At 51.5% G+C, this 21,190-nt stretch carries 14 protein-coding genes; 9 read left to right on the plus strand and 5 right to left on the minus strand.

The annotated features are described in order from the left end of the window. Positions 1-74: 74 nt before the first annotated feature. Positions 75-1,748 (minus strand): peptidase M15A, encoded by a 1,674-nt coding sequence (locus tag KME12_14590; GenBank protein ID MBW4489013.1) that lies wholly within the window; start codon positions 1,746-1,748, stop codon positions 75-77. A gap of 46 nt (positions 1,749-1,794) precedes the next feature. Between KME12_14590 and KME12_14595 the strand changes: the two genes are divergently transcribed. Then, a complete protein-coding gene (locus KME12_14595) occupies positions 1,795-2,583 on the plus strand; it encodes a Cof-type HAD-IIB family hydrolase (GenBank protein MBW4489014.1) in 789 nt (262 codons plus the stop codon). Here the strand turns inward: KME12_14595 and KME12_14600 are convergent. Beyond that, entirely contained in the window at positions 2,580-3,932 is a 1,353-nt protein-coding gene (locus KME12_14600) for a hemolysin family protein (protein MBW4489015.1), read from the minus strand. The genes KME12_14595 and KME12_14600 overlap by 4 nt on opposite strands. A 477-nt stretch (positions 3,933-4,409) precedes the next feature. Further along, a complete protein-coding gene (locus tag KME12_14605; GenBank protein ID MBW4489016.1) occupies positions 4,410-5,549 on the minus strand; it encodes a hypothetical protein in 1,140 nt (379 codons plus the stop codon). A 301-nt stretch (positions 5,550-5,850) separates the two neighbouring features. Here KME12_14605 and mfd point away from each other — a divergent pair, with 301 nt between their 5' ends. Then, positions 5,851-9,471, plus strand: a complete 3,621-nt coding sequence (gene mfd / locus KME12_14610; GenBank protein MBW4489017.1) for a transcription-repair coupling factor — start codon at positions 5,851-5,853, stop codon at positions 9,469-9,471. Between the two features lie 168 nt (positions 9,472-9,639). On the opposite strand, the gene KME12_14615 is transcribed toward mfd, so the two are convergent. Then, the gene (locus KME12_14615) at positions 9,640-10,176 is read right to left on the minus strand and encodes a hypothetical protein (protein MBW4489018.1); all 537 of its coding nucleotides are present in this window, start codon (positions 10,174-10,176) and stop codon (positions 9,640-9,642) included. Positions 10,177-10,412: 236 nt separating this feature from the next. On the opposite strand from KME12_14615, the gene miaB reads away from it, so the two are divergent. Next, complete coding sequence (gene miaB, locus KME12_14620; GenBank protein ID MBW4489019.1) at positions 10,413-11,771, plus strand: tRNA (N6-isopentenyl adenosine(37)-C2)-methylthiotransferase MiaB; 1,359 nt, start codon at positions 10,413-10,415, stop codon at positions 11,769-11,771. Here miaB and KME12_14625 read toward each other — a convergent pair whose 3' ends face one another. Then, positions 11,772-11,930 (minus strand): hypothetical protein, encoded by a 159-nt coding sequence (locus tag KME12_14625; protein MBW4489020.1) that lies wholly within the window; start codon positions 11,928-11,930, stop codon positions 11,772-11,774. It lies immediately after the preceding gene. Between the two features lie 505 nt (positions 11,931-12,435). Between KME12_14625 and KME12_14630 the strand changes: the two genes are divergently transcribed. The 6 genes from KME12_14630 to KME12_14655 all read left to right on the plus strand — a co-directional run bounded on the left by KME12_14630 (position 12,436) and on the right by KME12_14655 (position 21,090). Further along, complete coding sequence (locus tag KME12_14630; GenBank protein ID MBW4489021.1) at positions 12,436-13,503, plus strand: D-alanine--D-alanine ligase; 1,068 nt, start codon at positions 12,436-12,438, stop codon at positions 13,501-13,503. A gap of 150 nt (positions 13,504-13,653) precedes the next feature. After that, positions 13,654-14,331: a hypothetical protein gene (locus KME12_14635; GenBank protein ID MBW4489022.1), complete on the plus strand. Its 678-nt coding sequence runs from the start codon at positions 13,654-13,656 to the stop codon at positions 14,329-14,331. A gap of 173 nt (positions 14,332-14,504) precedes the next feature. Beyond that, positions 14,505-15,371: a Tab2/Atab2 family RNA-binding protein gene (locus KME12_14640; protein ID MBW4489023.1), complete on the plus strand. Its 867-nt coding sequence runs from the start codon at positions 14,505-14,507 to the stop codon at positions 15,369-15,371. Positions 15,372-15,481: 110 nt separating this feature from the next. Beyond that, positions 15,482-16,816, plus strand: coding sequence for a TldD/PmbA family protein (locus tag KME12_14645; protein MBW4489024.1), 1,335 nt, complete (start codon positions 15,482-15,484; stop codon positions 16,814-16,816). A gap of 369 nt (positions 16,817-17,185) precedes the next feature. Beyond that, complete coding sequence (locus KME12_14650) at positions 17,186-19,804, plus strand: chloride channel protein (GenBank protein ID MBW4489025.1); 2,619 nt, start codon at positions 17,186-17,188, stop codon at positions 19,802-19,804. Between the two features lie 479 nt (positions 19,805-20,283). After that, positions 20,284-21,090, plus strand: coding sequence for a DUF928 domain-containing protein (locus KME12_14655; protein MBW4489026.1), 807 nt, complete (start codon positions 20,284-20,286; stop codon positions 21,088-21,090). Positions 21,091-21,190: the final 100 nt, after the last annotated feature.

A 21,190-nucleotide genomic window follows, 5' to 3' on the forward strand; every position in this document is an offset into this window, starting at 1 on the left:
TTCTATTTTCAGAATGCCCCGAAGTGGGGCTGTTGCATCACTAGCCGCATCGAAAATACAGGTATCCAAAAACACTAGCGAAGCCAGCGAGCTCGGTAACTCCGGGCATCAATGTGGCTGAGATAAGGAAAGCTGGCGTATCGGCCTAAGCCACCTGGCCACCAAGAGTCCAAGAACCAGTAGAGCTGATCGCCTGTAAGACCATCGCAATAAAAGTCGATGGCATCTCCAACAATATGACGGCTATTAGAAACACCACCGACTCTGGCATTGATTTCGGAAGGACGATACCAACTGGTGATATAAAAAGGCCGACCAATCCGTTCGCGGGCTTGTTGGGCAAGACGTGCAATGCGAACAATGGCATCAACGGTGCTTTGGTCGGGAGGCATGCGAGTGCCGCCGTGGGTAGCCTCAGCCCAACTAAAAGTACCGTTGGGGATGATCGAGGCGTAAATCTGGATGTTGCTAGGAGTCCAGCGGGCTGGACGTTTAGGCAAAATTAGTGGTTCTGGCTTGGGAGCTGCTTCCAAAGCGTCCCGACGGGCTTGCTGCATCCGTTTAACATCTTCAAACAGCGATCGGATGGTTTGATCACGGGTGCTTAGGCCGCGCCAAAGCTGCACCAGCCGAATCAGAGCTTCTCGCTGATCTTCGGTTTCTCGATACTCGGAAGGAATACGACGGATGAATTCAAGCAATTCGCGATCGATTTGTGTGGCGGCATCGGTGAGGGCTGTTTTGTTGGCGGTACTGGTGGCAAGGGTGTTTGGGTTAAGTCCCAAAGCGGCGATCGCAGTAGAACGAGAATCCAGCCCCCGCCATAACCGAAAAGTTTCTGTCAGGGCATTTCGTTGCTCTCCTTTGCCCTGGTAGTACTGCGGGATGCGTTGAGCAAAGGCAATGAGAGCAGGATCAACAATTTTTAACCCAGGCTCTGGAGATGTATCTTTTTCCAAAGAGGCGATCGCGGCTTCACGGGAATCCAGTTGCCGCCAAAGTTGGGTCAGGCGAACTAGGGCTTCTCGTTGATGGGGGTAGCCTGAATAGTTGCGAGAAAGATTTTGGATGAACTGACCCAGCGCTTGATCGAGATAGGATTCATCTACTGTTTCGGGGTCAGTATCGGCAGGAGTTTTGAGGTTAAGGGAGGCGATCGCGGCTTCGCGTGAATCTAATTTGCGCCAGATCCGCAAAGCTTCCAAAAAAGCATCTCGCTGGTAAGGTAACCCTCGGTAATAACTGGGCAGGCGATCGGCTAAGGTGAGGAGCGCTCTATCAAGATAAGCCAGGTTTTGCGGTAACTTTTCAGCCTTGAAGTCGATGGTTAGGTCGTCTAAATAAGCTTGCAGCAGGGCTTGAGGATTCGACGCTTCTGCTTCTAGACGGGCTGCGGCTAAGTTACTGGCAGGAGGCGTGTAACCTGCGGCTACAGCTTGAATGAACTTGTTACTATAGCGACCTGTTTCATTGCTCCAGAGATCGGCTGCTTGCCAGCCTTGAGCAATTAAGCTATCCGTAATGCTGCGAATTGTATTAGCGGCGTATTGGATTTGCCCTGTAAAGGTATTGACTTGGCCCAGGGGAATTTGGTTGGTAGGCGCAATCCCTAACCCGGTTTCTCCATCTTCCAAGGTTGGCTTACCTTGAACCTGATACAGTGCTGCCAGGATGGGTTTATGAATTCCGGCTCGTTCTGCTTCTAGCAGGTAAAGGTAGTTGCGCTGGTCTGGTGTCAGTTTTCCCATAAGCTACAGCACTCAATTGCCCTAATCGTTACAGTTACTAACCAAGATGCCTTTAACGCTACTGTCTCAGGATTTAGTCGCTAATTCCCTTAAGAATGTTCGCCTAGTAGCCACCGACATGGATGGCACACTAACCCAAAGCGGCAAGTTTACGCCCACTTTACTACAGGCTTTGGTGCAGTTAGCGGGGGCTGGCATCAAAGTTTTGATTGTCACTGGGCGATCGGCAGGTTGGGTTGGAGGCTTGGTCAACTATTTGCCTGTTTGGGGGGCGATCGCGGAAAATGGTGGTTTGCTTTACTCTAGCCAAACTGAGACTAGCGAAACTAAAACGCTTAGCGCATTGGTTGCCATTCCCGATTTAGCAGTGCATCGCCAAAAGCTGGCCCAAACCTTCCAACGATTGCAAGCCGATTTTCCGCAGTTACAGGAGTCTGCCGACAATCGTTTTCGGCTCACAGACTGGACATTTGATATTGAGGGGCTCAGCCTAACAGAAATTCAAGCGATTAATGCCTATTGCCAAGATCAAGGCTGGGGCTTCACTTACAGCAATATCCAATGCCACATCAAGCCGATAGAGCAGGACAAAGCGACTGGGTTACGGCGAGTTTTAGGTCAATATTTCCCTACCTACACAACGCAGCAGGTCGTAACGGTCGGGGATAGCCCCAATGATGAAAGCTTGTTTGATGCCAACCAATTTCCCCTGTCAGTTGGGGTCGCCAATGTGAGAGATTATGCTGATCAGTTAATCCATCACCCTGCTTACATCACCCCGCAACCTGAAGGCGCAGGATTTTGTCAGTTAGCGGAATGGTTGTGTGCTCTTTAAGGAGAGCTTCTAGGGTGAAAAGGCTCATCACTGGAGTCAGTGCGATCGCTAGAGGCAATAGGCATCACCAAAACCTTATCAACTCGGTTGCCATCCATATCCATCACTTCAAAGCGTAGTCCCTGCCACTCAAAGTGATCTGCGGCAGTAGGGATGTGGCCCAAATGCATCACTACAAAGCCGCCTAGCGTGTGATAATTGCCCTTCTCTTCCCCAGGGATTTTATTAATCTCTAGAATCTCTTTGAACTCATCCACGGTTAGCATGCCGTCTAGCAGCCAAGAGCCATCCTCACGCTGTACGGCATAGGGTTCCTCCAAGTCCTCAACTGAAGGAATATCACCAACGATCGCTTCCAAAATGTCATTCAAAGTGACGATCCCCTGAATCACACCATACTCATCTACTACGACTGCGATGTGAGTACTGGATTTTTTAAACAACTCTAGGACTGACAAAGCCCGAGTACTCTCTGGAATAAACAGTGGTTGCCGCAAGTTGGTAGTTAAGTCGATCGACTCTCCTACTAGACTCCGCACCAACAAATCATTGACATGTAGGACTCCCAAGACGTTATCGATGCCACCTTGGCACACAGGAAACCGGGAATGTACCCCCTCTGTAATTTTCTGACGGTTTTCTTCTAAAGAGTCCTCCAGGTCCAGCCAGACAATATCGGGGCGCGGTGTCATCAAAGCGTTGGCGCGGCGATCGCCTAAGCGAAATACCCGCTCCACCATGTCCTGCTCGACCTCCTCAAAGGTTCCTGCCTCCGTTCCCTGTTGCAGTAAGACCCTTATTTCTTCTTCAGTCACCATCGGCTCGTCCGAGGGCCTGATGCCCAAGAGCCGCATCACCATGTCTGTAGAGGCGCTCAAGAGATGTACTACAGGGGCAGCGAACATCGCTAACATCCGCATTGGGCCAGCGACCGAGGAAGCGACCCGTTCTGGGTTGTTTAGCGCCAATTGCTTAGGCACTAGTTCACCAATAATCAGGGTTAGGTAGGTGACGACCATAATGGCAAGGCCCGAAGCGATCGCCTCTCGGTAAGCAGCTAATCCAGGAACCATGCCTAAGAGAGGGCCAATTCTTCTAGCCAGAGTGGACTCACCCACAGCACCAGACAAAATGACAATGAGTGTGATGCCAATTTGAACAGTAGCCAAAAACTGATTTGGAGCGTTTGCTAGGTCGAGGGCTGTGCGAGCTTTGGCATTTCCCTCATTCGCCATCTGCTGGAGTCGCACCTTGCGTACCGAGACGATCGCCATCTCCGACAGCACAAAGACACCATTGGCAAAGGTCAGCAAGATAAGGATGAGGAAATCAAAAAGAAAAGAGGACATTCCTGAGTTGCCTGTGATTGTGGCGAATCGCGCCTAACGTCTTAAGTATCTTAATATTCAGAATCAAAGGTTCTAAATATTCCAAGAGTCTAAAGGCGCAATTTTTGTCCAGACCTAACAAGTATTAGCCAACACAAGCGAAGCAAATATTGTAGCGATCGCTTCACCTCCCAACCATACAGGCAGATAGGGTCTAGCTAAAAACATGACGGCCCAGTGGGACTCAATTTTGCCGACGCGCCAGACACATAGCAATAAGGCTGACAAGTCAAAGTTGAAGCGAACCCAGGGTGCTCAATCATAAAAGCCAGTTCGGATCGAAGTAGTCACAATCTATTCAGCAGCAATTTAGCCTAGCCTTTCAAAACTACCGCTAACAGTGAAAGCCCCCGATCGCTTTACTAGAGACCGGAGGCAGTTTTTTTTCTAGCGTTCTAGCAGGTTAGAGCGAGAACTTGAGGGAACTAGATTAGGGGGTTAGGATTGGTAGCGCTTCTTGGTTTCTTCGTCATCGGTGATAGCATCAATGGGGCGATCGCTGGTCAGCTTGGGCTCGGTTGCAGACACAGGCTTAGTTACAGGAGTGGGGTTTGTACCAAGCAGTGGATCTACACCCAGCAGTGGATCTACACCCAGCAGTGGATCTACATCCAGCATGGGATCTCTATATAGATCACGGTTAGCTGACGTAGAGGAAGTTGAAGTTGGGCTAGTCGAGGTTGGGCTGGTTAAAGGCTGACTACCTAAGCTTGGCTTAGTTTTGTCGGCGATCGTACCTTTAGCCTCGTCAGCGGTGCCCTTCACAGAATTCTTCACAGAGTCGGTTACACCCCGAACATCGGCTTCATTGACTTTACCCTTCACAGAGTTGCTCACGCCACGAACGTCAGCCTCATCAATCTTGTGCTGTACAGAATTGGTCACACCCCGAACGTTGGCTTCATCGATTTTGCCCTTCACAGAGTTGCTGACGCCACGAACGTCAGCCTCATCAATCTTGTGCTGTACAGAATTGGTCACACCCCGAACGTTGGCTTCATCAATTTTCTGTTTTACAGAAGCACTTACGCCCTGAACATCAGCTTCATCAATCTTGTGCTGCACAGAGTCAGTTACGCCACGCACATTCGCTTCATCGATTTTGCCCTTCACAGAGTTGCTGACGCCACGAACGTCAGCTTCCTCAATTTTCTGTTTCGCAGAATTAACGGCACCTTTCAAGTCAGCTTCATTCACTTTCTCTTTGACGGTTTCAACCACACCTTCTACTTGGTGGGTGACTCCTTCAACGGCATCCTTCATCGTATGGACTGCACTATCGACTTTCTGGTCAATTCCTTCTGCGGCTTGGTTACCAATCGCTGCACCTGCGATCGCGCCACCTACAGCACCAACGGCTGCGCCTAAGCGTCCACCGACCATTCTACCAATGGTAGCTCCAGCAATCCCACCGCCAGCCGCACCAATAGCTTCCGCAACGATGTGGTTAGCAGATTGATCTTGGTCAGAAGCATTCTCTTGGGGCTGGATTTCTGCACTAGTCTCTATGATTTCGACATCGATAGGAGCTAGGTTGTCTTCGTTGCCCATGTATGAGGAGTTATTGATGTTAGTCATATGCCAAATTTCCTGCGAGTTTATAACTTTTGCTTATTTGTCCCCAGTTTATCGATTAATAAAGGAGCTGACCTCCCCTGTCGGGAGAGATCCAGAAGATCTAGATTCATCTAATAGAGGTATCCCTTAGGTGAAAGAGCTACTACTGATCAGGCTGGTTTGCCCGCAGGTTAGATCCAAAACTGGACCAACTAATTGCATCAACAAGAAGACAATTTCAACCAACGGCTTTGGCTGGGGCTTCTACAATACAAAGATAGGTAAACATTCTTGACTGTCCGCTGCCCCGGTTCCAGAATCTATGGCTTTTTCGTCAATTATTCGTGCCCTTGGGCGATCGCCCCTCACCACCGAGCTGTTAACCAAACTAAAACAGCAACAAGTCCTGAGGCTCAACGGTGTGTCTCGCATTCCCAAGGGCTTGGTAGCCTCTGCTTTGGCCCAAACTGGCCCCCGCAACTTGTTAGTGATCACTGCAACCCTAGAAGAAGCGGGACGCTGGACTGCCCAATTGGAAGCGATGGGCTGGCAAACGGTTCATTTCTACCCCACCTCCGAAGGGTCTCCCTACGAACCCTTTGATTTAGAGTCGGAGATGGCTTGGGGCCAGCTACAAGTCCTAGCGGATCTAGTGGGCAGTCAAACGGCTAGTAGTAATGGCAATGGCAACGGTAATGGAGATAGTCCAGGCACCGAGACGGGTCGAACGGCGATCGTTGCTACAGAACGAGCCTTACAGCCCCACTTACCTCCGGTTGAAGCTTTCCGCCCCTACTGCCTCACGCTACAAAGAGGCACAGAAGTTGACCTCAACGCCTTTAGCAACGAACTGACTCGCTTAGGATACGAGCGCGTTTCCCTGGTAGAAACTGAAGGTCAGTGGAGCCGTCGGGGAGACATTGTGGATGTGTTTCCTGTCGCCGCCGAACTTCCGGTGCGTTTGGAATGGTTTGGCGACGAACTCGACAAGATGCGCGAATTCGACCCTGCAACTCAGCGATCGCTCGACTCAATCAACCGTCTCGTTCTCACGCCTACCAGTTTTAGCCCGATTGTGAGATCTGCGTTCACAGGCGAGAAAGCAACGGCACTGAAAACCTATCTCAACTCCGCTGATCAAGAGAAATTTGAGCAAGACCAACCCTTAGCAGGTCTGCGTCGTTTTCTAGGTTTAGCCTTCGACCAACCCGCCTCCCTTCTTGATTACTTACCCGAAAACACCCTAATCGCTCTAGATGAACCGGAGCAGTGCCGCGCTCATGGCGATCGCTGGTTTGAGCATGTGGAGGAGCAGTGGAGGGAGGAAGGAGGAAAGGGGAAGGATGAAGGAGGAGGGATGAAGGATGAAGGAGGAGGGATGTTCGCCCCTAGCGTTCCCGAAGGGTGGGATGAAGGGGCAGCCTCTCTTTTGCCGAAGATCCATCGTTCCTTTGAAACCTCACTCGCGGAAGTGGAATGTTTCGATCGCCTCTATCTCTCAGAACTGGTAGAAGAAGTTGCAGGGGCTGCTCCATCTCTCAATCTTGCCAGCCGCCCGGTTAATGCCACTCCGCACCAGTTTGGTAAGTTGGCGGAGACGATTCGAGGGGAGCGCGATCGCGGTTTCTCGGTGTGGCTAGTGTCAGCGCAGCCGTCGCGATCGGTGTCGTTATTACAGGAGCACGATTGTCCGGCGCAGTTTGTCCCGAATCCTAGAGATTTTCCCGCGATCGAGAAACTTCAGATTCAGCGGGTGCCTGTAGCAGTAAAGTATTCGGGCCTCGCGGAGATTGAAGGGTTTGTTTTACCGACCTTCCGCTTGGTAGTCGTTACCGACCGAGAGTTTTTTGGTCAGCACACCCTGACAACCCCCAGCTATGTGCGGAAGCGACGACGGGCGGCCTCTAAGCAAGTTGACCCAAATAAGCTGCAACCGGGGGATTTTGTCGTCCATAAAAGCCACGGTGTTGGCAAGTTCCTGAAATTAGAGAGCTTGACGATCAACCATGAAACCCGTGAGTACTTGGTGTTGCAGTATGCCGATGGTTTGTTGCGGGTGGCAGCAGATCAAGTCGGGTCGCTGTCTCGGTTCCGAGGGGCTGGGGATGCGGTGCCAGAGCTGAACAAAATGTCCAGCAAGGCTTGGGAGAAGACCAAGAGCAAGGTTCGCAAGTCAATCAAGAAGTTGGCGGTGGATTTGCTGCAACTATACGCCCAGCGATCGCAACAGCAAGGCTTCACCTACCCCACAGACATGCCTTGGCAGCAAGAAATGGAGGATTCTTTCCCCTACCAACCCACTCCTGATCAGCTCAAAGCGACGCAAGATGTCAAGCGGGACATGGAGAATTCTCGCCCGATGGACCGCCTGGTTTGTGGAGATGTGGGCTTTGGTAAAACCGAAGTGGCAATTCGAGCCATCTTCAAGGCAGTCACAGCAGGTAAACAAGTTGCGCTATTGGCTCCCACGACAATCTTGACGCAGCAGCACTACCACACACTCAAGGAACGATTTGCCCCTTACCCCATCCAAGTAGGTCTGCTAAATCGCTTCCGCACCGCCGACGAAAGACGGCAGATTCAGCAACGTTTAGCCACCGGAGAGCTAGATATTGTCGTGGGCACCCATCAACTCTTGGGTAAAGGCGTTGCCTTCCGAGATCTAGGCTTGCTGGTAGTGGATGAGGAACAACGGTTTGGGGTGAATCAGAAGGAGAAGATTAAAAGCCTGAGAACCCAAGTGGATGTGCTGACGCTCAGCGCTACACCGATTCCCCGGACGCTTTATATGGCGCTGTCTGGAGTGCGAGAAATGAGCTTAATCACGACTCCACCGCCTTCTCGCCGTCCGATCAAAACTCACTTGTCTCCTTTCGACTCTGAAACGGTGCGATCGGCAATTCGCCAAGAACTCGATCGCGGCGGTCAGATATTTTATGTGGTGCCCAGGGTGGAGGGGATTGAGGAAACTTCCACTAAAATCCGCGACATGGTGCCAGGGGCAAGGCTAGCGATCGCTCACGGTCAAATGCCAGAGGCAGAACTAGAATCCACCATGCTCACCTTCAGCAATGGGGACGCGGATATTCTCCTCTGTACCACAATTATCGAATCGGGCTTGGATATTCCACGGGTGAACACCATCTTGATTGAGGATGCTCAGCGCTTTGGCTTGTCGCAGCTATATCAGTTGCGGGGTCGTGTCGGTCGAGCGGGGATTCAAGCCCATGCCTGGTTGCTCTATCCCAAGCAAAGCCAGCTTTCTGATACGGCTCGTCAGCGTTTACGAGCGATTCAGGAGTTTACGCAGCTCGGTTCTGGCTATCAGCTCGCCATGCGGGATATGGAGATTCGCGGCGTGGGTAATTTGTTAGGGGCAGAGCAGTCGGGTCAGATGGACGCGATCGGGTTCGATCTCTATATGGAGATGTTGGAGGAATCGATTCGGGAGATTCGCGGCCAAGAGATTCCCAAGGTGGACGATACGCAAATCGATCTCAGTGTGACTGCCTTTATTCCGGCTGATTACATCCCCGATCTGGATCAGAAGATGAGTGCGTATCGGGCGGTGGCTTCAGCCAGTACGAAGGCTGAGTTGATGCAAACGGCGGCAGAATGGAGCGATCGCTATGGTGCAATTCCGCCCGCAGCTCTGCAATTAATTCGGATTGTGGAGCTGAAACAAATTGCTAAGAAGTTAGGTTTCTCGCGGATCAAGCCAGAGGGTAATCAGCATGTGGTGCTAGAAACGCCAATGGAGGAGCCTGCTTGGAATCTGCTCAAGGCGAATCTGCCCGATCATCTGCAATCTCGCTTTGTCTATACGTCGGGTAAGGTAACGATACGAGGTTTAGGGGTGTTGGGTGTGGAGCAGCAGTTGGCGAATTTGATTGATTGGTTGAGGCGGATGCAGGGGGCTTTACCGGAGCCTGCTTTGGTTTAGTTATTGGCTTGGTTAAGCCCAAAGCTTGGGGGCACTTGCCCCCAAACCCCCGCTGAGGAACGGTTGCGTCCCCCAGACCCCCTCCAAATGAGTCTAGCTATGGGTGTTTCGATGTTTGGGCTGTAGTAGCTGTTGGCTCTTGCTTCCTGACTCCTGATTTCTGACTCCTCACTTCTTTTCACACCGGGGATCGTAATAAAGCTGAATGAAGTCGGCGAATTGTTTGTAGCCCATGCGGGTGAAGCTGGTGGCAATGCCGTCTCCTAGGCAGTATTGGTAGTCGTAGATGGTGGTGTTGCCTGTGAACTGGGTTGATAGTTCCTGCCAAGTGGGGGGTTGGTAGCCAAAAACGAATTGGAAGAATTTGGCGGCTTCTGCTTGGTCGTAGGTGAAGTCGTCAACGTTGGGATTGGCAGCTACGTTCAGGTTGATGTATTTGGCGCGGTTATTGACGAAGGTAATTGACCACGCAGTTTGAGGAAATTGAGGAAACAGTTGGCGCAACTGAGTGGCGGAGTAAGTATAAGTAACGCCATCTGGAGTGGTAAGGCGAGTCTGATGGCGGCCAAAGGTGCGCTCAATAGTTTGAGGGGTTTGATTCAGCACGGGTTGGCCTGCTCTAGCCGAGCCTACAAAGAGACTTGCTAGGGCTAGCCCGCTTAGAGCTAAGCCACAAAAAAAGGTACGAGTCACAGCGATCGCCATAGCAGATTAAAACCTGATAACTATAGAAATTTGATTAAGGTCTCATCACAGAAATTAAGACCCAATACAAGTTTAAAAGGTTTCTATTGCGTCATTTTTCACACCCTCAACTGGATAAAAACTTTCTAAGTTCATTGAACTTAAAGTCATATTATTGATTTCTATTCCCAGGCAGAGCGACGACAAAAATTTATAATGAAGGTTTGACACTTGTTATCCTTGGCCTGTAGCTTCCTATGACCACCTCTTCTCGCCGCTATCACATCACTACTTTTGGTTGTCAGATGAATAAGGCTGACTCCGAGCGCATGGCTGGCATCTTAGAAGACATGGGCTTTCAGTGGTCAGAGGACCCGAATGAGGCCAGTCTCATTCTCTATAACACCTGCACGATTCGAGATAACGCAGAACAAAAAGTTTATTCCTACTTAGGTCGGCAAGCTCGCAGGAAACATGAGCAGCCTGACTTGACCTTAGTGGTAGCGGGTTGTGTGGCTCAGCAAGAAGGCGAATCCCTGTTACGGCGGGTGCCAGAACTGGATCTAGTAATGGGACCCCAGCATGCCAACCGCTTACAAGATCTCCTAGAGCAAGTCTTCAGTGGCAATCAGGTGGTAGCGACAGAAGCTGTCCATATTTTTGAGGACATTACTAAGCCCCGACGCGACAGTAAAGTGACTGCTTGGGTGAATGTAATCTATGGCTGCAACGAACGCTGCACTTACTGTGTAGTTCCTGGAGTCCGAGGCATTGAACAGTCTCGTACCCCCGAAGCAATCCGAGCTGAAATTGAGGAACTAGGGCGGCAAGGATACAAAGAAATTACGCTGTTGGGTCAAAACATTGATGCTTACGGGCGCGATCTGCCTGGGGCCACTCCCGAAGGTCGGCATCAACATACCCTCACCGATCTCCTCTACTATGTGCATGATGTTCCTAGCATTGAGCGGATTCGCTTTGCCACGAGCCATCCCCGCTACTTTACGGAGCGCTTAATCAAGGCTTGTGCCGAGCTGCCAAAAGTTTGTGAGCACTTCCACATCCCCTTCCAGTCTGGAGATAATGAAGTTCTCAAGGCCATGTCTCGCGGCTACACCCAAGAAAAATACCGTCGCATCATCGACACGATTCGCAGCTATATGCCCGACGCCTCGATTAGTGCCGATGCGATCGTGGCCTTTCCCGGTGAGACCGAAGCGCAATTTGAGAATACCCTGAAGCTGGTCGATGAGATTGGCTTTGACTTACTCAACACAGCCGCTTACTCGCCACGCCCTGGCACTCCTGCGGCCATTTGGGACAACCAACTCAGCGAGGAAGTCAAGAGCGATCGCCTGCAACGCCTTAATCATCTAGTCAACACCAAAGCCGCCGAGCGATCGCAGCGCTACCTAGGCCGCATCGAAGAAGTCTTGGTAGAAGATCAAAATGGCAAAGATCCCACGCAAGTCATGGGTCGCACCCGTGGCAACCGTCTCACCTTCTTCCCTGGTGACATCAACACGCTCAAAGGCCAGGTTGTTCAAGTCAAAATCACTGAAGTGCGAGCTTTCAGCCTGACGGGTCAACCTGTCGTGCCCGCTGTTTGCGCTTAGCTAGCGACGGAAGCCCCGCGCTGTACTTGAAAAGTTAGCGTCGGGATAGGGAGTCCGGCGATGAGGAGTCTCACCCCGAACGATGCCACAGGCGGGTGGAGTAGGTGAGCGACGAATCGCCAATCTATCGAGCAAATAAAAGGCTTGAAGTCTTTTCATGGCAAGGATTTCAGGGTATAATACAGATGGTTTAACAACCCACCTGACCGCATCGAACAGACAGGCAAACTTCAAAGTAGAGGTTCGACTCTTGCCGCAGGCAGATCGGTAGCTCAGGGAAGCTGTTTTCTCCAACTGGTCGCCATTGCGTAAATCCAAGAGAAACAAAAGCAAAAGTTATCAACCTGCGGAAGGCGGGTTGCTGCCTGGGTGGTAGGCAACTATCACGGGAGTCAGTGGGATGTGCTGTTAATACAGGCATGACCAAAACCTCCAGAAGCTGCGTCAGACCAGTACTTTGCTTGCAAGGTGGAGGCAGCGGCTGTTGAAACAGGAAGCCCGTGCTGTATTGCTTGCAATCAGCGTCGGGTACTTCACTGTCGTTGATTATCAAGCTAGCGATCGCTCATCCAGCAATCCCAAAAAATTGTTCGCAATTGCTTCTGGCAAGCCGAGGCGGGTGTGATACGCTAGCTGCGATAGATTGTGCCGGAAGGATTCAGTCATGACGAAGCTGCGGGTGGGGTTGCTGTTTGGAGGTTGCTCAGGGGAGCATGAAGTTTCGATTCGTTCGGCCCGCGCGATCGCTAACGCTTTAAAGACAGAGCCAAATCCTAGCAAGTACAAAGTGTCGCCTTTTTACATCCAAAAAGATGGCTGTTGGCAAGCTCCAGAAGTCGCTCAGTCAGTTCTAGACTCTGGTGTGCCCTTATCTTCTGAGGAAGCATCCTCAACTGCTACTCGCGCTCACCTTTGGCAATTTCCACCCCTAGCTGCCGAAATTGATGTTTGGTTTCCCATCCTCCACGGGCCTAATGGGGAAGATGGTACGATTCAGGGTTTGTTGCAGTTGATGCAAGTACCCTATGTTGGGTCAGGGGTGCTGGCTTCCTCGGTAGGAATGGACAAGATTGCCATGAAGAGCGCTTTTGCTCAGGCAGGATTGGCGCAAGTTAAATATATGACAGTCAATCGTTCGCAGGTTTGGTCGAATCCTTGTGTTTACCCGAAACTATGCGACGAAATTGAAGCAACATTAGGTTATCCCTGTTTTGTTAAGCCTGCTAACCTAGGTTCCTCAGTCGGTATTGCTAAGGTGCGATCGCGGGCTCAACTCGAAGCAGCGTTAGACAGTGCCGCTAGTTACGATCGCCGCTTGATTGTAGAAGCTGGAGTCGTGGCTAGAGAAGTGGAATGTGCGGTTTTAGGTAACGATCAAGCGCAAGCTTCTATCGTAGGGGAGATCACTTACACTAGTGACTTCTACGACTATGAAACGAAATACACCGAAGGGCGAGCCGATTTGCTCATTCCTGCTCCCCTACCGGAGACGATCGCTGATCAAGTGCAAGCAATGGCCTTACAAGCATTTGCAGCAGTTGATGCAGCGGGATTAGCGCGAGTTGACTTCTTCTATGTGGAGTCTACGGGGGAAGTGTTGATTAACGAAATCAATACATTACCTGGCTTTACTGCTACTAGCATGTATCCTCAATTGTGGGCAGCTAGTGGGGTTAACTTCCCGACCCTAGTCGATCAACTGATTCAGTTCGCCTTGGAGCGACATTCTTAAAGCCAACTTCCAAATTTTTGGTTCTAATCTTTAGTTCCAAATTTTTGGCCAGAAAGCGATCGCTTCAGTACAATCAGAGGCAAATGGGCATTCTAGCTAAAGCCTCAATCCTGACCACTTTGGACTCCCTAGCCAAGAAGTAAAGTAGCTATGGTTAACCAGACTCATCCTCATCGGACTCAGCGACCGCTTTTGGACAGTACGGCACAAATCGTCCAAAAGTATCCTTTTATCCTTTGGGGAATCTCCCTAGTTCTGGTACTGCTGCTAGGAGGAGTTGCGCTTAAAAAGCTGATTTACCCTGGTCCCATTGAACCCACAGAGCCAGGAATAGCCACGGCTCCAGCAAAGCCGCAACCCCCTGAATTGGATGAGAAAGATCTCAATCTATTGCTGTTTGGAGCTGTGGCTCTTGGTTGTGCAGCAGGTTCTATCCTCATTTCTCGACGGATTGAGCAGGGAGAATCTCGGCCCAACTCGCAACCCAATTTATCCCAGCTCAAGTCGCAACAGCGAGCGATGCTATCGCGCTCACCTGCCCCTGAGAAACGCCAGTCTGCTAAAGCGACTCGTCGTTCTAGCTCACCAACGCGGCGCAAAAAAGTGGGGACAGTGGCAGGGCAGCGATCGCAGGGTGCAACTGCTACGGTTGTTTCCACAGAACCGATGCGGATGCGTCAGGCAGAATACGCCACAGCATCAGTGGTCATAGAACCAGTCGTCACCGTGGTTCCGGAGAACGAAAGCCATCCGCTCGATTGGGGCGAAGCTAACTTGGCTGACATGATGGATATCCGTAAGCAGAAACCGCTTTCTTCTTTGCTCTAGCATCATCTATAGCCCTGGTAGAGCCCTGGAGTGTTAGCTTTTGGCAAACTCGTGCCTGTCAGAGCGATCGCTTTGCCTGCAAGTTGTCGTACCTCTCAGAACCAGTGTCACCGATACTGGTAATGGAGCAGATCGTTGTTTCTGCTCTGGCTCCTTGATTTGCGGATTGCTGTATGGGTACCGTTTGGGAATTAGATTTTTATTCACGTCCGATTTTGGACGAAAGCGGCAAGAAGCTGTGGGAAATATTGGTATGTGAAAGCCCCTCAGAGGCCAACCACCAAGCCGAAACCTTTTTTCGCTACGCCCAGTACTGCCCTAGCACCCAGGTAAACTCTTTGTGGTTGCAGGAAGCTTTGCAAAATGCGATCGCCCAAGCTCCTCAGCCCCCCGATGAGATTCACTTCTTTCGTCGTCAGATGACGAACATGATCAACAAAGCCTGCGAAGACTTAGGCATTGCTTGTGAAGTGAGCCGTCGGACATTTGCGCTCAACCATTGGTTGCAAGAGCGCGAACAAGTGGTTTATCCCGGTCATCCAGATTTTCAACCGGGGGTGAATCCGTCCGTTAGTTACGAAACTAGAACACCGCAACCCTTACCGGATGCACTAGTGGGCCAGCAGTGGGCTTTCGTCAGCTTGGAGGCTAGCGCCTTGGCTGAGATGTCAGAGTGGGAAATTGCCTTTACCAGAGCTTTTCCGCTAGAAATACTCAAATTAGCGCCCGATACCAAGATTCCAGGGCTGATCATTTTTTCCTATAGAGCTTTGGCCCTAGCTGGCTGGATGTCTGGGTTAGAGTTGGCGTTTCTCAAAATGGATACTAGCGCAGCCAAACCAAGATTGTTGCTAGAAACGGGGATGAGCGATCGCTGGATTTTGGCCAATCTCGCCACACCTCAGCTACAAATGGAAGCTCAAGGATTTGAGCAGGCCAAAGCAGCCGCACAGCAGGTGCATTTCCTGGCAGTACAGTCTGATCCGGAAGCAGAATCTTTTGCAGGCTTTTGGTTACTACAGGAACTGAATCTCGCTTAAATTGGGTTCCAATCTAGCGTAAAGTGATCCCAGGTGGAAGAAGTGACGCGATTAATCAGTCACGTAAACTCTGCCTGCTTCCCAGTTAGCTTCACTCGTCCACAGATTTTATGGGTCTTGACGAACTACAGCCAGAGATGCCAGCAGAACAACTGTTGGAGCTAGCCGCCCGCGCAGGTGCAGAAGCAGCGGAAGTGTTTCAATCGCGATCGCTTTCCCGTCCTGTTTTCTTTGAAGCCAATCGCCTCAAGCAGCTAGAGAGTACCCAGGCCGAGGGCACAGCCTTGCGCCTTTGGAAGGATGGTCGTCCCGGTTTAGCCGTGGCCTATGGTCCTGTAGAGCCACAGGCATTGGTAGAGCGGGCCTTAGCGCTTAGCGAACTCAATGAGCCAGAGACAATCGAGCTGACGGCAGGCTCCAAAGTCTTTTACCCCGATGTGGGAGAAGCGATCGCAATTGAGCAACTCGTCGGTTGGGGCAAAGAAGCGATCGCCCTAGTCCGGGAAGCTTATCCAGAAAGCTTGTGTACGGCTGAATGGGAGTGCGAAGCGGAGAGTACCCGCTTGATCAACTCAGAAGGGTTAGATTTTAGCTACACCGATACTACGCTCAGCTGTTTTCTGTCAGCGGAGTGGATTCGGGGGGATGATTTTCTCAGCGTCTCGGATGGACAAATTCAGCGCGGCAACTTAGACCCCGTGGCTCTGGCTCAAGAAGTGCTGCAACGCTTGGATTGGGCAAAAGAAAATGTGCCATCTCCGAATGGTCGAGTCCCCATTTTATTTACCTCCAAAGCAGCTGATATGCTCTGGGGCACAGTACAGGCAGCACTCAGCGGCAAGCAGGTGATTGAACGCGCCTCGCCTTGGAGCGATCGCCTAGGAGAACAAGTCGTCTCCGATGCGCTAACAATCTCTCAGCATCCCAATCGTGGCCCCTTTAGCTGCCCCTTTGATGATGAAGGCACGCCCACTCGCCCCCTCGTTTTCATCCAAGATGGGATTCTGCAACTGTTCTACACCGATCGCACCAGCGGGCGTCTTCTGGGGAGCGGCACCACAGGCAACGGCTTCCGTCCAGGTCTAGGCAGCTATCCCACTCCAGGTTTATTTAATTTGTTGATTGAGCCGAGTGCAATGATGACTAACACAACTGCCGACAAGTCCCTCCTAGGCTTGATCGCCAGCTTGGATGAAGGCTTAGTGCTTGATCAGATGCTGGGGGGTGGCGCAGGCATTTCGGGGGATTTCTCGGTGAATGTGGATTTAGGCTACCGAGTCAAGCAAGGTCAGATTGTAGGCCGCGTCAAAGACACCATGATTTCAGGCAATGTCTACACAGCGCTCAAGCAACTCGTAGAGATTGGCGGAGATGCTGATTGGAACGGCTCTTGCTACACTCCTTCGCTGATTGTGGAAGGGCTGTCTGTCACAGGTCGGCAGTAAGGGCGACAGTAAGGGCCACAAAGTACTATATGGGAGGGAGCGATCGCTCAGCTTGATCGTTAGTTCACTCCCAAAGCTTGGGCACCTTTGATGCAGGTTGAGTCAATTTCCAATGCAGATTGCTCAAAGGTGAACCTCTACACAGCAATTTTTCGTCCGATACTAAAACTAGTACTTCACCACATGGTTTTGATCGGTGATTGGGGGTAAGTTTTACCTGCCTCCACCGCCTGCCAAACCCTCCATCGACTGTGGCAGAGTCCTAGAAGTTTATGCAGCCAATCTAAGCGAGGGGCTGCTCGCTGCTGAGTTGGCTCTTGGCAAAGTCATCCAGGCTTAATCCGCTATCTACTACTGAGCTGCGGCCTGATGTGGTATCTCTCTCTTCCCCAGCATCTCCGTCAATTTCTGCGGCCCAAACGCCTCGCGATTTTTGAGGCTTGCGCCATTGGTTTAGTCTCTGCCCTAGCAGCCGTCTTACTCAAGCAAGGAGCAGGCTGGGTGGGAGGCTGGCGCATCGCCGCCACTCATGAGTTTCCAGCTTGGATAGTTTTGCCCTGCATTGGTTTAGTGGGCGGTGGCTTGACGGGATGGTTGATTCAGCGCTTAGCACCGGAAGCGTCAGGCAGTGGCATTCCTCAGGTAAAAGCAGCCCTGGCCTATGTACCGATCGCCCTCAATCTGCGAGTGGCATTGGTCAAGCTAGCGAGCACTATGTTATCGCTGGGGTCTGGATTAACCTTGGGACGCCAGGGGCCAACGGTGCAAGTAGGAGCAGCGTTAGCCGCACAGTTTAGCCGCTGGGTGCCCACGTCTCCCGACTATCAGCGCCAGTTACTAGCGGCTGGGGCGGCGGCGGGCTTAGCGGCTGGGTTTAATGCTCCGATCGCGGGTGTGATCTTTGTCGTCGAAGAACTATTGCAGGATGTCTCTAACCTAACCCTTGGCACCGCGATTCTGGCTTCTTTTGTGGGTGGGGTGGTTTCCCGGTTGCTAGGGGGGCATGGACTGAATATGAACCTGACAACCTCCCATGCCAAGTTTTCCCTTCAAGAAATTCCGCTCTTTTTGCTGTTAGGAGTTTTGGCAGGATTGTTGGGGGCTCTATTCTGCAAAGGCATTTTCGTCAGCTTGGCATTGAACCGCAAGTTGCCACGGGTGGGGGGGTTGCCAATGCGGATTGGCTTAGCTGGGCTGCTGTCGGGCCTAGTTGTGGCCTTTCTGCCTGCTACCCTGCGCGATAATACTGGACTCCAAGAAATGTTGGTGACAGGGGGAGCGGGCTGGAAAATTACGGCCCTAGCCTTTGTGAGCAAATTCCTGCTGACTTTGGTGGCATATGGTTCGGGGGCGCCAGGCGGCTTGTTCGCGCCGTCTCTGATTCTCGGTTCAGCTTTAGGTTATTTAGTCAGTTTCTTTGCCGAAACCCTACAAGCGGGGTTGGGAGTGCCGCCTGATTTGGCGATCGCCATTGGTTCTCCCACCACTTATGCACTGACGGGAATGGGTGCTTTCTTCAGCGCTGTGACTCGCGGCCCCATTACCGCGATCGTGATTGTGTTTGAGATAACCACCGACTTCAATTTGGTGTTGCCGTTGATGATGAGTTCGGTGGTGGCTTACTTGGTGGCCGAAGCGATCGCCAGTGGCTCGATTTACAAGCAGCTCTTGGCTTGGAATGGCATTTATTTGGAGGACGAAGCCCCGATCGAAGGCCGTTTATCTGGCTTAACCGCAGCCGACATCATGCAAAGGCGGGTGGAAACGCTGTCGAGTCAGATGACTTTAGAGGAGGTAATGCAGGCATTTTCGCGATCGCATCATCGGGGCTTTCCGGTAGTGGATCAAGGCAAGTTGGTCGGCATTGTCACCCAAACCGATCTGGGCAACCAAGGACAGTTACAACTCTCCGAAACCGCGCCGCTACAAGCCTTAATGACGCCGCAGCCTGTCACCGTCACCCCGAGAGATCCCCTATCTCATGTGCTGTATTTGCTCAATCGCTACAAAATCAGCCGTTTGCCCGTCACAGAAGGTCGCAAGCTCGTGGGCATTATTACGAGAGCCGACATTATTCGGGCGCAATCGGATCAACTCAGCGGCAAGACCGAGCAAGTAGGACCACAGCCCGAAGCGTCTTATGTGGTGTACCAAACACGATCGCCCGCTTTGGGTCGGGGTCGCTTATTGTTGCCCTTGAGCAATCCCCAGACCGCAGCTTCTCTGATTCGCCTCGCCACTGCCATTGCCCGCGATCGCAACTTAGAAATTGAATGCTTGCAAGTGGTGCTGATTCCACGCAGCAGTTCTCCCGAAGAAACCGCTGTCAGCACGGCAAAGAGCCGGAGGTTGTTACGACAGGCAGAAAACCTGGGCCGAGCTTGGCAGATTCCGGTACACACCCAAATTCGGGTCGCCCATGATGTGTCGCAAGCGATTCTAGAAACCATTAAGGAGCGCCATATTGACCTGATCTTGATGGGCTGGAAAGGCAACACCTCCACACCAGGACGAGTGTTTGGGGGAGCCGTGGATACCGTTATTCGGCAGGCCGCTTGTGATGTCGTTTTGGCTAGATTACAGGGTGCAGAAACTTTTAATCGCTGGTTAGTGCCGATCGCAGGGGGGCCAAACGCTCAATATGCTGTCCAACTCCTGCCTGCTCTCACGTCTCTGGGAGAAACACCACTGATTAAACTCTGTCAAGTGTTTGAACCCAACGAGCAAAAACCCAACACCATCGCACTCGACCAAGCTGCGCGATCGCTGGATCGTCGTCTGGCAACTCCCGTGGTGGTCACGCCTGTCTGGGGGTCTTCCGTGTCTGAGGCGGTGGTGAGGTTGGCCCAAACTGAACGCTGTGATGTGATCGCCCTAGGAGCTAGCCGGGAAGGGATGCTGCAACAAGCGATCAAAGGCAATATTCCCGAAGCGATCGCCCGGAACAGTCAATGCACTGTGATCTTGGTGCGCCGCGCGATCGCCTAGGTTTGCTTGTTAGGTTCATACGGATGGGTGAAGCTCAGCAGTGAAAAAAGCGACTTACCATAGTGACATCCTCCAATCAAAATTAGGGAGATTTGAATTCTGGGTCTAGCTGATTCAGGTCTGGGAGCATGGTTAACTCCAGTAGGCTCTGGGTTTACTAAGACCAGGAATACAGAGATGGGTGCAAGTACTGTCTCTGAGCAAATGTCCCTGAGGCTTTGTTGAACTGGCTAAATGAATACTTATCTGTCATGGCGCAGGAGGTGCAAACCCAGAGAAAACTTTTGTAGCCAAAGTAGACATAGAAACCAAAACGGTGGATTCTCACTGAGGGAGCTAATTAAGACACACTACTTTGCGGATGCGATCGCCTTGCCGATGAATCTTCAGTTATGGGTCTTCAGTTATAGGGCGTATTTGCATCACTCCTCTCACAATTGGCCCTTGCGATGTTTAACATCCCCATACGGGTGATCAGTATGCGTCAGAAACAATCCCGGACAACTTTGCTGAAAACTTGCCTAGCCCTCTCTCTAGGGTTATTTGTCTGTAGCTGGCCCACACTCACTCTCGCTCAAACCCAGCAACCATCAAGCACAGTCAAACGCCGTCTGCCAGGTCGTCGGGTGGGGGCTGGCACTCGTGGGCCTTGCACGAATCCTAAGCAACCCTTGGTAGCCTTGATCCCCGACACCAATCTAGGGCTGACTGCCGAAAAGTATCCCACCTTCTTTTGGTTCATTCCGCCCACACCAGCACGCACCGCTGAATTTGTGCTGAACAATGAGAAGAAACAGGAGATCTACAAAACAACTTTCGCAATTACTGGGTCGCCAGGAGTCATTAACGTCACCTTGCCCGCAAATGCGACCTTACCGCCGCTAGAAGTGAACAAGAATTACTCTTGGACGTTTTCTTTAATCTGCAATCCGTCCGATCCTTCAGCCGTTGATTTTGTCCAAGGATGGGTGCAACGGGTAGCCCTCAGCCGAGATTTAGGAAATCAACTGACCAAAGCCGCCCCACGCGATCGCCCTGCTATCTATGCAAAAGCAGGCATCTGGAACGATACTCTCAAGAGCCTGAGTGAGTTACGCCGAGCCAACCCCCGCGATCGCACCTTAAATACGGATTGGGAAACTGTGCTGAAGTCGGTGGGGCTAGAGACTGTCGCCAAGGCTCCTTTGGTGCAGTGTTGCTCTCAAACCAATTCTCCAGCAACCGATTCTCGTTCTACCAGTCCCACTCCTCGTTCCCGAACTTCTGCTCCCAATAGCACGCGCTAGGACTTGCTAAAAATCCCTTGAGGCAACCCTAGTAACAGTTTGGAGGAATTTAGGCGATCGCGAACTTTCCCATCCTTACTATTGGGCCGCCTTCACAATG

Origin of the sequence: Trichocoleus desertorum ATA4-8-CV12 (genome assembly GCA_019358975.1) — a bacterium.
Classification (GTDB): Bacteria; Cyanobacteriota; Cyanobacteriia; order FACHB-46; family FACHB-46; genus Trichocoleus; species Trichocoleus desertorum_A.